Here is a 14,261-nt window from a genome sequence, read left to right as displayed (position 1 = left end):
AGCCAAGGGCACGGAGGGGCGGGCCTCAGGCGGACGAGCTCGGCGCCGACGCGACGGGGGCGGCGGGCTCCGTGGGTGTGGCCCGGGCCGGGCGCGCCAGGAGTTGGACGCCGACCGCCGCAAGGCAGGCCACTGCGGCGCAGGTCCAGATCGTCACGTACGCGCTGAGCGTCGGTGTGTCCGTACCCGCCAGAACCAAGGAGCCAAGGACCACGCCGAACGCCGCGCCGCCGACGCTGCCGCCGAGTGTCTTGAAGTTGTTGTAGACGGCGGTGGCGCTCGCCGTGCGGTCGGCCGCGCTGCTCTCCACGATCACGGTGGGCAGCCCGCCGAGCGCGAGGCCGACGCCGAAGCCCACCAGGGCGTTGGCGACGGTGAACGGCACCAGGCCCGTGTGCAGCGCGATCAGCCCACCGTACCCGCAGGTGAGCAGCGTGAATGCGAGCAGCAGGAGGCGGCGGTAGCCGATCCGCCCCGCGAGGTTCGCGCACAGCGAGGAGCCGACGAAGGCCATGACGTGCGGGATGATCCCGCACAGACTGATCTGCCAGGCCGCCAGGCCGAACCCGTAGCCCGTGTCCTTCGGCGCCGTGGCCATGAAGCTGACGGCGACGGTCTGGCCGCCCAGCAGGACGGCGCCGAGCACGAACCCGGAGGCGTAGTACGGGGCGCTCGCGCGACGGCCGAGGGCGCGCACGTCCACCAGTGCCTCCGGGTTGCGGAGTTGGAGGCGGGCCCAGACGTACAGCAGGATCACGGCCGCGGCGAGGCCGCCGAGCGTGGGCGCCGACGCCCAGCCCCAGCTGGAGCCCCGGGAGACGGTGCCGAGCAGCAGGACGAGGGCCACGGCCAGCAGCGCCGCCCCCGACCAGTCCATCCGGCCGCTCGCCCGGGTCCGGGACTCGGGGATCGCCATGAAGGACAGGGCGACGCACGCGACGGCCAGTCCGGCGAGGGCGAACAGGGTGGGGCGCAGCTCGCCGAGGAGCGCGAGCAGGGGTCCGGCGAGCGCGTGGCCCAGGACGGAGCCGAGGGTGAGCGAGCCGACGAGGAGGCCGACCGCCCGGCGCCCGCCGTCGACGCTGAGCCGGTCGCGCACGAGGCCGATCTCCAGCGGCAGCAGCGCGGCGAGCGGTCCCATCAGGGCGCGGCCGAGGAGCAGTACGCCGAGGTTGGGCGCGCAGGCGACCAGCAGGGTGCCGACGGCGATGGTGACCAGGGCGATCCGGATCATCCGCCGGTGTCCGTACAGGTCGCCGAGGCGGCCGAGGGCGGGGACGCTGACGGCCGCGGCCAGGTACTGCACCGAGGTGATCCACTGGGCCTGTCCGGTGCCGATGCCCTGCCAGTGCTGGATCTCGGGGACCAGGGGCACGGCGGCGCCCTGGAGGAAGCCGCTGATCAGCTCGAAGGCGACGAGCAGGCCGACCACGGCGCGCACTTTGCCGCCCGCGGGCGGTGCGGTGGCCGCGCTCATGCGGCGGCTCCTCGGGCGAGGCGTCCCTCGGCGAGCGCGGCGAGCAGCGCGGACTGGCGCGGCAGCACGCGGTCGTCGAACACGGCGCGCGGCGAGTGGTTCCCGGCGGTGCGTGCCGGGTCGACGCCCTCGGGGGCGGCGCCGACGAGCAGCATCGCGCCGGGCACGCGCTGGAGGACGAACGCGAAGTCCTCGGAGCCGTTGGCCGGTTTGGGCGACTCGTGGACCTGCTCGGCGCCGAACAGCTCGCGGGCGGTGTCGAGCGCGAAGGCGGTCTCGTCCGGCTCGTTGACGGTGACCGGGTACTGCACGTCGTACGTCACCTCGGCCTCGACGCCGTGCGCCTCGGCGATGCCGCGCACCAGGCGCGGCAGGCCCTCGATGAGGCGTGCGTGGACGGGCTCGGAGTAGCTGCGGACGGTGGCCTCGAACGTCGCGGTCTCGGGGATGACGTTCTGCTGGGTGCCGGCGTGGAAGGTGCCGACGGTGACGACGGCCGGGTCGAAGATGTCGAAGCGGCGGGTCACCCAGGTCTGGATCGCGCCGACGAGCTCGCAGGCCACGGCGATGGGGTCCTTGGCGGCGTACGGGGTCGAGCCGTGGCCGCCCTGGCCGCGCACGGTGACACGCAGGACGTCGGAGGCGGAGGTGACGGTGCCCGCCCGGCTGGAGACCATGCCGCCGGGCAGCCGGTCGGCGGCGACGTGCAGCGCGTACGCCGCGTCGATGGTCTTTCCGGCCGCCTCCAGGAGCCCCTCGTCGAGCATGACGCGGGCGCCGCCGAAGCCCTCCTCGCCGGGCTGGAACATGAACACCACGTCGCCCGCGAGGTGTTCGCGGCGCTCGGCCAGCAGCCGTGCGGCGCCGACGAGTCCGGCGGTGTGCAGGTCGTGGCCGCAGGCGTGCATCGCGCCGGGCAGTTCGGAGGCGTAGTCGACGCCGCTGTTCTCGGTGATGGGCAGGGCGTCCATGTCGGCGCGCAGGAGGACGGCGCCGCCGGGCCTGCCGCCGCGCAGGACGGCGGTGACCGAGCTGAGGTCCTTGCCGGTGGTGATCTCCAGGGGCAGCCCGTCGAGCGCGGCGAGGATCTTCTCCTGGGTACGCGGCAGTTGGAGGCCGAGTTCGGGTTCGCGGTGCAGGGCGCGGCGCAGCGCGACGAGTTCGGGGTGAAGGTCGTGGGCGCGCTCGGTGTACGACGGTGCGGTGACGGACGACATGCGGGAGAAACCTCCTGATGGGGTGAGCACAGCGGGACGTGCGGTGGCGCCGTGGTGCCGCGCCGGTCAGCCGGGCATCAGCAACTGCCGGGCGATCCCGTTCTTCTGGATCTCGGAGGACCCGGTGAGCACGCGGAACATCCGCAGCTTCCGGAAGATGGACTCGACTTCGGCACCGCGCACGAGGCCCGCCTTGCCGTGGATCTGCACGGCCTCGTCGGCGATCCGGAAGGCGTTCTCGGCGACGAACAGCTTGCACATGAAGGCTTCCGTGCGCGGTTCCCTGCCCGCGTCGAGGTCGGCGAGCGCGTCGTACGTCATGCTGCGGGCCGCGTAGTACGAGGTGGCCATGTCGGCGAGCTTGTGCTGGATGGACTGGAGCGCACCGAGCGGCGCGCCGAAGACCTGCCGGGTGCGGGCGAAGTCGACGGTGAGGGCGAGGGCGCGGCGGGCCTGGCCGAGGACGGTCGGGCAGTGCAGCAGTCGGTTGGTGGTGACGCGGCCGAGCCCGATGCGCAGCCCGTCGCCGACCTTGCCGAGCAACTGCCCCGCTTCCACACGGCAGTTGTCGAGCACGATGTCGCTCTCGATGTGCTCGCCGGACATCGGCGTCTCGCCGGGCAGCACGGTGCAGCCGGGGGAATCGAGGTCGACGAGGAACGCGGAGAACACCGGCTTGGCGTCCTCGGGCGCGTTCGGCTCGGGCGCCATCCGCGCGATGAGGACGGAGAAGTCGGCGAACGGTCCGGCCGAGGAGAACACCTTGTGCCCGGTGATCCGCCAGCCGTCGCCGTCGGGCGTGGCGAGGGTGCTCATGGCGCGCACGTCGGAACCGGCGTCGGTCTCGGTGAGCGAGAAGCAGCAGGCGCGCTCACCTCGGATGACCGGCTCCAGGTACGTCTTGATCTGCTGCTCGGTGGCGTACTGGAGGATCGACCCGGCGCGCAGCGGACCGCCCATGTCGCCGAGGACGCTGTGCTGGAGGATCCGCCCCGAGGCGCCGACCTCCTCCTTGAGGGCGGCGAGCTCGGTGTACGTGAGGTCCTGGCCGCCGTGCTCCTTGGGCAGGTGGATGCCGTAGAAGCCGAGTTCGCGGCTGCGCCGCCAGACGGGTTCGAGCTGGGCGCGGGTGTAACCGGCCTCGGGGACGAGACCCAACTCGGTCTCGTAGTCGGCGAGTTCGCCGTCGAGGTACTTACGCAGTCGACCGACCAGGTCCTGGAGCCGCGGATTGTCCTCGTACGTGGGGGTGAGGGTGAAGGTCATGGTGGTGCTCGTCTCCTGTCAGTGGACGTGGCGCTCGGCGCCGGCCCAGTGGCGCGCGCGGACGGCGCGGCGGTCGATCTTCCCGTTGCGGTTGACGGGCAGCGCGTCCACGAACTCCACGGTTCGCGGCTTCTTCACGCGGGCGAGGCGTGCGGCGCAGAAGTCGACGACCTCGCCCTCGCTGACTTCGGCGCCGGGCCTGCGCACGACGACCGCCTTCACCGCCTCGCCCCACTTCTCGTCGGGGACGCCGACGACGCACGCCTCGGCGAGCGCGGGGTGGTCGTACAGGACGGCCTCGACCTCGCTGCAGTAGACGTTGTAGCCACCGGAGATGATCATGTCTTTCTTGCGGTCGACGATGAACAGGTAGCCGTCCTCGCGCAGATAGCCGAGGTCGCCGGTGTGCACCCAGCCGTCCTTGAAGGTCTCGGCGGACAGTTCGGGCTCGTGCCAGTACGCGGTGACGCAGTCGGGGCCGCGGGCGACGACCTCGCCGATACTTCCGGCGGGCAGCGCGGTGCCCGCCTCGTCCACGACCCGTATCTCGGTGTCGAACACCGGCCGGCCGCAGGAGAGCAGCAGGTCGGGGTCGGTGGTGGTGCCCGCGAGGACGTCCTCGCGGGTGAGCACGGTGATGCCGCTGGTCGTCTCGACCTGCCCGTAGCCCTGCATGACGATCGGGCCGAACGCCTCGACGGCGTCGCGAAGCCGCTGCGGTGAGACGGGCGCGCCGCCGACGTGCAGCGACCGGAGGCTGGAGAGGTCGGCGGTGGCGGTCTTCGGGTGGGCGAGCAGCATGCCGAGCATGGTCGGCACGAGGAAGGTCGCGCTGATCCGCTCCGCTTCCACCGTGGCGAGGAACTCCTCGGCGTCCCAGCGCGGCAGGACGACGACGGTGGCGCCGGAGGCGAGGAGGGCGAGCAGTGGCATGCCGGGGGCGTGCGTGATGGGTCCGGCGGCGAGATAGCACTCGCGGGTCGCGGGCGAGGCGTCCGAACTCATCATCCGTTTGCGCATGTTGGCGAGGCGGTTGCCGTGGGTCTGCACGGCGGCCTTCAGCTTGCCGGTGGATCCGGAGGTGAAGTTGAGGACGGCGGCGTCGTGCTGGTCGACCTCGACGGCGACGGCGCCCTCGGCGCCTTCGGCGAGCAACTCCCCGTACTCGAGGGCGCCTTGCTCCCCGTAGTCGACCAGAAGACAGTCCACGGAGGCCCGCTCCAACGCGGCGCGGGCGGCCTCGACGCGCTCGCTGTCCACGAACAGAACACGCACATCGGCGTCGTCGAGGATGTGCGCGACCTCGTCGACGGAGAGCCGGGGGCTGATCGGCACCCGGACGAGGCCGCTCTTGGAGAGGGCCATCTCGGTCTCGACGGCCTGCGCGCAGTTGCCCGCGTACGTCGCGACGGCCTGCCCCGGCGCGAGGCCGCGCCCGATGAGCGCGGAGGCCAGGCGGTTGGTGACCCGCTCGAGCTCTCCGTAGGTCAGCCTGCGTTCCCCGCAGATCAGGGCCTCGCGTTCGGGCCAGAAGGTGCTGCTTCGAGTGATGTACGTGCCCAGGTTCAACGGACTGCTCCCACGCTCGTCGGCTCAAATCGCCATGGCGACCAGTTGGAGACAGCGTGTCTACAAACCTTCGGGGTGTCAATGATCGGGTGTACGCTTCCGCAATCGACCGGGGGACGCGAGAGGAGCCGGACCATGCCGCCGGAAGCGGGCGATCGCCGAGTACGCCGCACCCGACGTCTGTTGCGCGACGCGCTGGTGTCGCTGTCCCTTGAGCGGGGCTACGCGACGGTGACCGTGGAGGACATCACGGAGCGGGCGGACCTGGGCCGGGCCACGTTCTACAAGCACTACACGGACAAGGACGACCTGCTCGACCGCGTGGTGACCGACCTGCTCGACGAGTTGCAGGACCGGCTGAACCCGCTCGTCCAGGCTTCCGAGGTGGGCTTCACCGGCAAGCCGGCGCTGGAGATCTTCCGGCACGCCGACGAGGAACGGGACGCCTACCGGATGATCCTGCGCGGCGAGGGTGACGGCCGAGCCCTTCGCCAGTTCACGCGGGCCCAGGCGGAGGCGACGGCCGGGGTGTTCCGGGCCCGCGCCGAGCACGAGGGCGTCACCACCCGGATCAGCGTCGACGTCCTCGCACGCGCCTGGGTGGGCGAGCAACTCGCCGTCCTGAGCTGGTGGCTGGAGGAGGACCCCCGCCCGATGCCCCCCGAGGAGGCCACCCGCATGCTCCTCGACCTCTCCCTGCGCGGCCGCTACTGGGCCAACGGCTTCGAGGGCGAACCACCGGTGCAGGAGCCAGGGTGAGCGGGTTCTAGGACTCCGTGCGGCGCTGCACGAGGACGGCCGTCGGCACGGCGCCGACGGTTCCCAGGGCGAGCCAGAACACGAGCTTGCCCGCCGGGCCGTTGACGGACCGCAGCTCCCCGTCGTCGTGCAGGCAGAACGAGTCCGGCGGGAAGTAGCGCGAGACCGGGGCGCCGGCGCCGTAGCAGGGCGAGGTCTCCGGGAACAGGGTGGGTTGCGCGCGCTGCGAGAGCCACCAGCCGACGAACAGCGCCAGCCACCCGGCGGTCAGGAACGACCACAGCAGCCAGGCCGGGACGTTCAGGCGGCGCCCGAGCACCCATACGCCGAGCGACGGCCAGACGAAGACACCGAGCAGCGCGGGCCACAACACCAGCAGCAGCATGCGCCCAGTAGAGCACCCGTTCGCAGGGGGACCCACCCCCGCCCGCCCCTCAGTGGACCGCCTGCCCCTTCCCCAGCGCGATCACGCCCGTCTTCGACACCGTGTACAGCTCCGCGTCCCGGCTCGGGTTGACGCCGATCGTGGCGCCGACCGGGACCTCGACGTTCTTGTCGAGGACGGCGCCGCGGACCACCGCTCCCCTGCCGACCCGGACGTTGTCGTGCAGGACCGAGCCCTGGACGACCGCGCCGTCCTCGACGACGACGCCCGGGGAGAGCACGGAGCGGGTGACCTGGCCGCGGATCACGCAGCCGGGGCTGACGATGGACTCGGACGCGATGCCGCCCGCGCAGAACTTGGCCGGCGGCAGCTGGCCGGGGTGGGTGTAGATCGGCCAGCGCCGGTTGTCGAGGTTGAAGACCGGGGTGTCCGAGATGAGGTCCATGTGGGCCTCGTAGTAGGCGTCGAGGGTGCCGACGTCGCGCCAGTAGCCGTGGTCGCGGTCCGTCTCCCCCGGCACGTGGTTGCCGTCGAAGTCGTAGAGCTGGGCGACCCCGCGCTCGGTCAGCATCGGCACGATCGAACCGCCCATGTCGTGCGCCGAGTCGGCGTCCTCCGCGTCGGTCTGGAGCGCGTCGACCAACACCTTCGTGGTGAACAGGTAGTTGCCCATCGACGCGAACACCTGGTTCGGGGTGCCGGGCAGCGGCGGCGGATCGGTCGGCTTCTCCAGGAACGCGTCGATGCGCGTGCCGTCCCGGGCCGGGGTGATGACTCCGAAGGAGGAGGCCTCCGCGCGCGGCACCCGGATGCCCGCCACCGTGACCCCCGCGCCCGACTCGATGTGCTGCGTGAGCATCTGCCGCGGGTCCATCCGGTACACGTGGTCGGCGCCGAACACCGCGATGTAGTCGGGCTGTTCGTCGTGGACCAGGTTGAGGGACTGCAGGATCGCGTCGGCGCTGCCCGAGTACCAGCGCGGGCCGAGCCGCTGCTGGGCCGGGACCGGCGTGACGTAGTTGCCGAGCAGGCTCGACATCCGCCAGGTGGTCGTGACGTGCCGGTCGAGCGAGTGCGACTTGTACTGCGTCAGGACGCAGATCCGCAGGATGTCGCCGTTGACGAGATTGGACAGGGCGAAGTCGACCAGGCGGTACGTGCCGCCGAAGGTCACCGCGGGCTTCGCCCGGTCCGCCGTGAGCGGCATCAGCCGCTTGCCCTCCCCGCCTGCCAGTACGATCCCGAGCACCGAAGGTCCGCCGCGCATCCCAACCCCCCTGTGATTCACGTACCGTTGAGGATCTCCTCGTACACGTCGACCGTGCGCCGGGCGATCGCGTCCCAGCCGAACTCCGCCGCCGCCCGCCCCCGGCCCGCCTCGCCCATCTCCCGCGCCGCGTCCGGATCGGCGACGACCCGGTTCAGGGCGTCCGCGAGCCCCGCCTCGAAGGCCCCCGGGTCCTCGGCCGCGTACGGCACGAGCAGCCCCGTCTCGCCGTCCGCGACGACCTCGGGGATGCCGCCGACCTGCGAGGCGACGACCGCGGTGCCGCAGGCCATCGCCTCCAGATTGACGATGCCGAGCGGCTCGTACACGGAGGGGCACACGAACGCCGAGGCATGCGTGAGCAGTTGGATGACCTCGGTGCGCGGCAGCATGGACGGGATCCAGCGCACCCCGTCCCGCGTCGCCTTCAACTCCTCGACCAGCTCCCGGAATTCGCGCCCGATCTCCGGGGTGTCGGGCGCGCCCGCGCACAGGACCACCTGCACGTCCTTCGTCAGCTCCTTGGCCGCGCGCAGCAGATGGGGCACGCCCTTCTGCCGGGTGATGCGGCCGACGAAGAGGACGTACGGGCGCTGCGGGTCGATGTCGTAGCGGCTCAGTACGTCGGTGCCGGCGTCGGCGTGGTAGAGCGAGACGTCGATGCCGTTGTGCACGACGCGGACCTTTTTCGGCTCCAGGGCCGGATAGCAGGCGAGGATGTCCTTGCGCATCGCGTGCGACACCGCGATCACGCCGTCGGCGGCCTCGATCGCGGTCCGCTCCGCCCAGGCCGACAGCGCGTAACCGCCGCCCAGCTGCTCCGCCTTCCAGGGGCGCAGCGGCTCCAGGGAGTGGGCGGTCATCACGTGAGGTATCCCCAGGTGCAGCGCCGCCAGGTGCCCGGCCAGGTTGGTGTACCAGGTGTGGGAGTGCGCGATCTCGCGGCCTTCGAGCGCGGCGGCGATGGCCAGGTCCACGGAGAGCGTGCGCAGCGCGTCGTTCGCCCCGTCGAGCGCGGGCCAGGCCCGGTGCCGGCGCACTCCGTCGGCCGCTCCCTCGCCCCACGTGTGCACCTCGAGGTCGACCAGCGGGCGCAGCTCGCGCGCGAGGAACTCGACGTGCACTCCGGCGCCGCCGTAGACATCCGGCGGGTACTCCCTGGTCAGCAGTCCCACACGCACGCGCGGCCCCCGTAGTCGTCGGTCGGCGACACTCGCTTCTGGATCGCTGTTTCGAAAGCGCACCTCATGGTCACCCATGGAGGGGCCCGCACGGAAGGGCGCGGACGGCAACCGGTGCCCGAGTCTCCCGCGCGTCCCTGCGGCACCCGCCCTGGGGATGAATCAGGATGCGACCTACTCCAACGGGAGTAGGACTCAATGCGTGCTCAAGTCGGACGACGCGGAGGGCCGGAAAGAGCGATCGTGGAGAGTATGAGAAGCGACCGTGCGCCACGCCGCACCTCCAGGGGCTCCACATGAGCGACCTGGTGCTTTCCGTGCTGCTCTCGCTCGTCTCCGCCGTCGCGTACGCGGGCGGGGCGATCGTGCAGGAGCGCGTGGCCGCGACGTCCCCCGACGCGGCGTACGCGCCCCTGCGCAGGCCCGCCTGGTGGGGCGCCGGCTGCCTGAACGGCCTGGGCGCGGTGCTGCACGTCGCGGCGCTCGCCTTCGGCCCCCTGAGCGTCGTCCAGCCGCTGGGAGCCCTGACGATCGTGCTGGCGCTGCCGATGTCGGCGCTCCTGGTGGGGCGCAGGGCCGGGGCGACGGCCTGGCGCGGCGCGATCATGGCGACGGTCGGGCTCGCGGGGCTGCTGTCCCTGACGGGGGCGACGACCGAGCAGTCGCTGGACGCGACGCAGCGCCTCTTCGTCGGCCTGATCACCGTGGGTGGCGTCCTGACCCTCATGTCGTCCGCGCGCGTGGCGCACCGGCACCCCGTGGTGCGCGCGGTGCTCCTTGCGGTGGCGGCCGGTGGCGCGTTCGGCATGGCGTCGGTGTTCACGAAGTCCGTGACCGAGAACTGGACCGGGCGGCCGCTGGAGCAGCTCGCCACGCTCCTGGCCATCGCGGGCCTCGCCGTGACGGGGATGCTGCTGTCGCAGGCCTCCTACCGGGGCGCCGGGCTCGCGGCGCCGCTGGCGACCGCGACGGTCGTGAACCCCGTGGTGGCGGCGACCATCGGCCTCACCATGTTCGGGGAATCGTTCCGGTACGGCACGATCGGCACGGTGCTCGCGCTCGGCTGCGGTGTCGTGGCGGCGGGCGGCCTGATCCTGCTGACGACGGAGCGCATCGGGCGCGGTCGCCGTGCGGGCGCCTCCGTGGTCGCGCACACGGGGCCGCCTGCGATCCCGCCCGTGGTGCCGGACAGCCCGGCCGGGCTCGACTCGGTGCCGCTGCCGCCGCGCGCGCCGAAGTCCCGGCAGGAGCCGCCGTGCGGGGGCTGGACGGCGGAGGACATCCGCTCCTGACGCCTGCCTCAGGCGCGGCGGGTTCAGATCCTGACGCCGCGCGCCCGCAGATACGCCAGCGGGTCCACGTCGCTGCCGAAGCCGGGCCCCGTCCGCACCTCGAAGTGCAGATGCGGGCCCGTGCTGTTGCCCGTGGAGCCGGAGCGGGCGATGCGCTGGCCCGCGACCACGCGCTGGCCGCTCTTGACCGTCAGCGCCGACAGGTGCCCGTACTGGCTGTACTTGCCGTCGGCGTGCCGGATCACCACTTCGTAGCCGTACGAGCCTCCCCAGCCGGCCGAGACGACACTGCCGGCCGCGACGGCCTTCACGGACGTCCCGGTGGGCACCGCGAAGTCGACACCCGTGTGGTACCCCTTCGACCAGGAGGAACCGGCGGCGCGGTAGGGCGTGCCGAGGGAGGCGGCGACGGGGGCGACGGCGTTGTGCGCGGTGGCCTTCGCCGTGTCGGACTTCTTGGCGGCGGGCTTCGGCGCGGCCTTGGGAGTCGGCTTGGGCGCGGCCTTCTTCCCGGCCTGCGGCTGCTTCCCGCCCGGCATCGAGAGACGCTGCCCGGGGGTGATCAGGTCCGGGTCGGAGCCGATCGTGGCGCGATTCGCGGCGTACAGCGCACGCCAACCGCCCTTCACGGACCGCTCGGCGGCGATGCCGGAGAGGCTGTCCCCGCTGACGACGCGGTACATCTGGGCGCGTCCCGCCCGCGACTGCGGTGTGGTCTGCGGCCGCACGTCCGGTGCCGCGGCCGTACGGGTCAGGCCCGCCCGCTGCGAGCACACCGGCCAGGCGCCGGGTCCCTGCCCCTTGAGGACCTTCTCCGCCACGGCGATCTGCTGGTCCTTGGTGGCGAGGTCGGCGCGCGGCGCGTAGGCGGTGCCGCCGTACGCGGCCCAGGTGGAGCGGGTGAACTGGAGGCCGCCGAAGAACCCGTTGCCGGTGTTGATGCTCCAGTTCCCGGAGGACTCGCACGCGGCGACCTTGTTCCACGTGTGCGCGTCCGCGGCCTGCGCCGTGCCCGCGCCGACGATCGGGATGGCCATGCCCACACCGCCCACGGTCACGGTGAGCGATGCCCGGTTGACCCGGCTCGGCTGGTACCGGCGGTGCCGGCCGCGTAACGCCATGAATGCCCCCTGAGCCACACGTAGGAGCGGCAAATTAGCCGCTCCTACGGAGGTGGACAAGAGTGCCGTGCGCCACCTTGGCGGGATTCAGTCCCTCAAGTGACCAGGAATCCACCGAAGTTGTGCGGCCTGCTGGAAGGGGCCGCCGCCCTCGTGGTCGTTGAAGGCGTACACCTCCATCGACTTCCCGGTGCCCGCCCAGTGGTTGTACGCGCCGAAGACCGTGGACGGCGGGCAGGTGAGGTCCTCCAGGGCGGCGGAGAACAGCGTCGGCGCCGTGGCGCGCGCCGCGAAGTTGATGCCGTCGAAGTAGGAGAGCGTGCGGAAGGCACGCTCGTCCTCGCCGATGTGCGCCTTGAGGTAGAGGGCGATCTCGCGGTACGGGTGACGCTCGGTGAGCGTGGCCGCGCGCCGGAAGTCGCACAGGAACGGCACGTCGGGCGCGGCCGCCCTCAGGTCGGGCACGAGGCCCGCCACGGCGATGGTGATGCCGCCGCCCTGGCTGCCGCCGGTGACGGCGACGCGTGAGGCGTCGATCAGCGGGTGCGAGCGGGCCGCGTCGACCGCGCGCACGGCGTCCGTGTAGACGCGCCGGTAGTAGTACTCGTGCGGGTCCTGGATGCCCTTGGTCATGAAGCCCGGCTGGGACGGCGCGGAGCCGACCGGGTCGGGGGTGTCGCCGACACTGCCGCCGCTGCCCTGGCCGCGCGTGTCCATCACGAAGTGCGCGAACCCGGCGGCCGCCCAGCGCAGGTGGACGTGTGGCAGGCCGCGACCGCCCCCGTAGCCGATGTACTCGACGACGGCCGGAAGCGGCTCGTTCGTGCCTGCCGGAAGGACCAGCCAGCCCTTCACGGGATGCCCGCCGAAGCCCGCGTACGTAACGTCGAACACGTCGACGGCCGTGTACGGGACGTCGACGGGCTCGAAGCGTGCGTCCAGGTCGTGCTCCCTGGCCTCGACGAGGGTCTTCTCCCAGAAGGCGTCGAAGTCGTCGGGGGCGGTCAACTCCGGCCGGTAGTCACGCAACGCATCGAGCGACAGGTCGAAATGAGGCACGCACGGCTCCAAATTCGTAGAGAGTCCACGGTGGGGCGGACGCCAACCTAACCCGTCCGCCGACCAGCAATGAACAAAATCCTTCATCTTCCACATACAGGAGCGGCAGACATGAGCACTACAGCCCAGATCGGTGTCACGGGGCTCGCTGTGATGGGGCGCAATCTCGCCCGGAACTTCGCCCGGAACGGCTACACGGTCGCCCTCCACAACCGCACGGCGTCCCGCACGCACGCGCTGGTCGAGGAGTTCGGCGAGGAGGGCATCTTCGTACCGACCGAGACCGCCGAGGAGTTCGTGGCCGCGCTCGAACGGCCGCGCCGCCTGGTCGTCATGGTGAAGGCCGGCGAGCCGACCGACGCGGTGATCAAGGAGTTCGCGCCCCTCATGGAGGAGGGCGACATGATCATCGACGGCGGCAACGCGCACTTCGCGGACACCAGGCGCCGCGAGAAGGAACTGCGCGAACAGGGCATCCACTTCGTCGGCACGGGCGTCTCCGGCGGCGAGGAGGGCGCGCTGCACGGGCCGAGCATCATGCCCGGCGGCAGCGTCGAATCGTATGCCTCGCTCGGCCCGATGCTGGAGAAGATCTCCGCCAAGGCGAAGGACGGCGCGCCCTGCGTGACGCACGTCGGCCCCGACGGGGCGGGCCACTTCGTGAAGATGGTGCACAACGGCATCGAGTACGCCGACATGCAACTGATCGGCGAGGCCTACCAGTTGCTGCGCGACGTGGCCGGGTACTCCCCCGCCCAGATCGCCGACATCTTCCGCGGGTGGAACACGGGCCGCCTCGACTCCTACCTGATCGAGATCACCGCCGAGGTCCTCTCGCACGTCGACGAGGCGACCGGGAAGCCCTTCGTGGACGTCGTCCAGGACCAGGCCGAGCAGAAGGGCACCGGCCGCTGGACGGTGCAGATCGCCCTCGACCTCGGCGTGCCGGTGTCCGGCATCGCGGAGGCGGTGTTCGCGCGCTCGCTGTCCGGGCACGCCGAACTGCGGGACGCGTCACAGGGCTTGGCGGGCCCGAAGGCGAAGAAGCTCGGCGAGGCGGAGGCCGCGGCCTTCGCGGGCCGCGTCGAACAGGCCCTGTACGCCTCGAAGATCGTGTCGTACACCCAGGGCTTCCACGAGATCTCCGCGGGCAGCGAGCAGTACGACTGGAACATCGACTCGGGCGCCGTGGCCCGGATCTGGCGCGGCGGCTGCATCATCCGCGCCGCGTTCCTGGACCGGATCACGGCGGCGTACGAGGCCGAGCCGGGCCTCGTATCGCTGTTGCAGGACAAGGGCTTCGCCGACGAGATCGCCGCGGCGCAGGACGACTGGCGTTCGGTCCTGGTCGCGGCGACCCAGCAGGGCGTGCCCACGCCGGGCTTCGCCGCGGCGCTCGCCTACTACGACGCGCTGCGCGCCGAGCGCCTGCCGGCCGCGCTCACGCAGGGCCAGCGGGACTTCTTCGGCGCGCACACGTACCGCAGGGTCGACCGGGAGGGCTCGTTCCACACCATGTGGGGCGGCGACCGCTCCGAGGTCGACGCGTAGCCGCTTCGGCTAAGCGGGTGACGGCTCGGGCTCCGGCGGATGCGGGTCGGGGTCCGGGTCCGGCAGCGGCGGCGTCGGGGACGGCGAGGGCCGCGGCGTGGGCTCGGGCACCGGCGT

The 14,261-nt window shown here is 72.0% G+C and carries 12 protein-coding genes; 3 read left to right on the top strand and 9 right to left on the bottom strand.

The annotated features are described in order from the left end of the window. Positions 1–25: 25 nt before the first annotated feature. From ACZ7L4_RS01885 to ACZ7L4_RS01870, 4 genes are all read right to left on the bottom strand, one after another. Positions 26–1,477 (bottom strand): MFS transporter, encoded by a 1,452-nt coding sequence (locus ACZ7L4_RS01885; protein ID WP_472098836.1) that lies wholly within the window; start codon positions 1,475–1,477, stop codon positions 26–28. Continuing rightward, positions 1,474–2,694 (bottom strand): M20 metallopeptidase family protein, encoded by a 1,221-nt coding sequence (locus ACZ7L4_RS01880; protein ID WP_472098834.1) that lies wholly within the window; start codon positions 2,692–2,694, stop codon positions 1,474–1,476. Before ACZ7L4_RS01880 ends, ACZ7L4_RS01885 begins: the two co-directional genes overlap by 4 nt. A 66-nt stretch (positions 2,695–2,760) precedes the next feature. Continuing rightward, complete coding sequence (locus tag ACZ7L4_RS01875) at positions 2,761–3,960, bottom strand: acyl-CoA dehydrogenase family protein (protein ID WP_472098832.1); 1,200 nt, start codon at positions 3,958–3,960, stop codon at positions 2,761–2,763. 18 nt (positions 3,961–3,978) lie between these two features. Further along, positions 3,979–5,529, bottom strand: a complete 1,551-nt coding sequence (locus ACZ7L4_RS01870; protein ID WP_472098830.1) for an acyl-CoA synthetase — start codon at positions 5,527–5,529, stop codon at positions 3,979–3,981. 135 nt (positions 5,530–5,664) lie between these two features. On the opposite strand from ACZ7L4_RS01870, the gene ACZ7L4_RS01865 reads away from it, so the two are divergent. Then, complete coding sequence (locus ACZ7L4_RS01865) at positions 5,665–6,288, top strand: TetR/AcrR family transcriptional regulator (protein WP_472098828.1); 624 nt, start codon at positions 5,665–5,667, stop codon at positions 6,286–6,288. A gap of 7 nt (positions 6,289–6,295) precedes the next feature. Here ACZ7L4_RS01865 and ACZ7L4_RS01860 read toward each other — a convergent pair whose 3' ends face one another. Genes ACZ7L4_RS01860 through glgA form a run of 3 tightly spaced genes read right to left on the bottom strand, consistent with a single transcriptional unit; the run spans position 6,296 to position 9,115 of the window. Beyond that, entirely contained in the window at positions 6,296–6,673 is a 378-nt protein-coding gene (locus ACZ7L4_RS01860; protein WP_472098826.1) for a hypothetical protein, read from the bottom strand. A gap of 49 nt (positions 6,674–6,722) precedes the next feature. Further along, complete coding sequence (gene glgC, locus ACZ7L4_RS01855) at positions 6,723–7,940, bottom strand: glucose-1-phosphate adenylyltransferase (protein ID WP_472098824.1); 1,218 nt, start codon at positions 7,938–7,940, stop codon at positions 6,723–6,725. 17 nt (positions 7,941–7,957) lie between these two features. Next, entirely contained in the window at positions 7,958–9,115 is a 1,158-nt protein-coding gene (glgA, locus tag ACZ7L4_RS01850; protein WP_472100341.1) for a glycogen synthase, read from the bottom strand. 302 nt (positions 9,116–9,417) lie between these two features. On the opposite strand from glgA, the gene ACZ7L4_RS01845 reads away from it, so the two are divergent. After that, positions 9,418–10,413, top strand: coding sequence for a DMT family transporter (locus ACZ7L4_RS01845; protein WP_472098823.1), 996 nt, complete (start codon positions 9,418–9,420; stop codon positions 10,411–10,413). 23 nt (positions 10,414–10,436) lie between these two features. On the opposite strand, the gene ACZ7L4_RS01840 is transcribed toward ACZ7L4_RS01845, so the two are convergent. Continuing rightward, complete coding sequence (locus tag ACZ7L4_RS01840; RefSeq protein WP_472098822.1) at positions 10,437–11,534, bottom strand: transglycosylase family protein; 1,098 nt, start codon at positions 11,532–11,534, stop codon at positions 10,437–10,439. An 87-nt stretch (positions 11,535–11,621) separates the two neighbouring features. Then, entirely contained in the window at positions 11,622–12,593 is a 972-nt protein-coding gene (locus tag ACZ7L4_RS01835; RefSeq protein ID WP_472098821.1) for an acetylxylan esterase, read from the bottom strand. 111 nt (positions 12,594–12,704) lie between these two features. Here ACZ7L4_RS01835 and gndA point away from each other — a divergent pair, with 111 nt between their 5' ends. After that, positions 12,705–14,144 (top strand): NADP-dependent phosphogluconate dehydrogenase, encoded by a 1,440-nt coding sequence (gndA, locus tag ACZ7L4_RS01830; RefSeq protein ID WP_472098820.1) that lies wholly within the window; start codon positions 12,705–12,707, stop codon positions 14,142–14,144. Positions 14,145–14,261: the final 117 nt, after the last annotated feature.

The organism is Streptomyces sp. NPDC107575 (genome assembly GCF_055657265.1).
Note: the sequence above shows the minus strand (reverse complement) of the source record. Positions and strands in the feature narration are given on the sequence as shown.

Excerpts from the sequence above, each read along its gene's own strand:
- ACZ7L4_RS01875 (WP_472098832.1), bottom strand. The coding sequence starts at position 3,960 with ATGACCTTCACCCTCACCCCCACGTACGAGGACAATCCGCGGCTCCAG.
- ACZ7L4_RS01885 (WP_472098836.1), bottom strand. The coding sequence starts at position 1,477 with ATGAGCGCGGCCACCGCACCGCCCGCGGGCGGCAAAGTGCGCGCCGTG.
- ACZ7L4_RS01865 (WP_472098828.1), top strand. The coding sequence starts at position 5,665 with ATGCCGCCGGAAGCGGGCGATCGCCGAGTACGCCGCACCCGACGTCTG.
- ACZ7L4_RS01845 (WP_472098823.1), top strand. The coding sequence starts at position 9,418 with ATGAGCGACCTGGTGCTTTCCGTGCTGCTCTCGCTCGTCTCCGCCGTC.
- ACZ7L4_RS01860 (WP_472098826.1), bottom strand. The coding sequence starts at position 6,673 with ATGCTGCTGCTGGTGTTGTGGCCCGCGCTGCTCGGTGTCTTCGTCTGG.
- ACZ7L4_RS01880 (WP_472098834.1), bottom strand. The coding sequence starts at position 2,694 with ATGTCGTCCGTCACCGCACCGTCGTACACCGAGCGCGCCCACGACCTT.
- glgC (WP_472098824.1), bottom strand. The coding sequence starts at position 7,940 with ATGCGCGGCGGACCTTCGGTGCTCGGGATCGTACTGGCAGGCGGGGAG.
- gndA (WP_472098820.1), top strand. The coding sequence starts at position 12,705 with ATGAGCACTACAGCCCAGATCGGTGTCACGGGGCTCGCTGTGATGGGG.
- ACZ7L4_RS01840 (WP_472098822.1), bottom strand. The coding sequence starts at position 11,534 with ATGGCGTTACGCGGCCGGCACCGCCGGTACCAGCCGAGCCGGGTCAAC.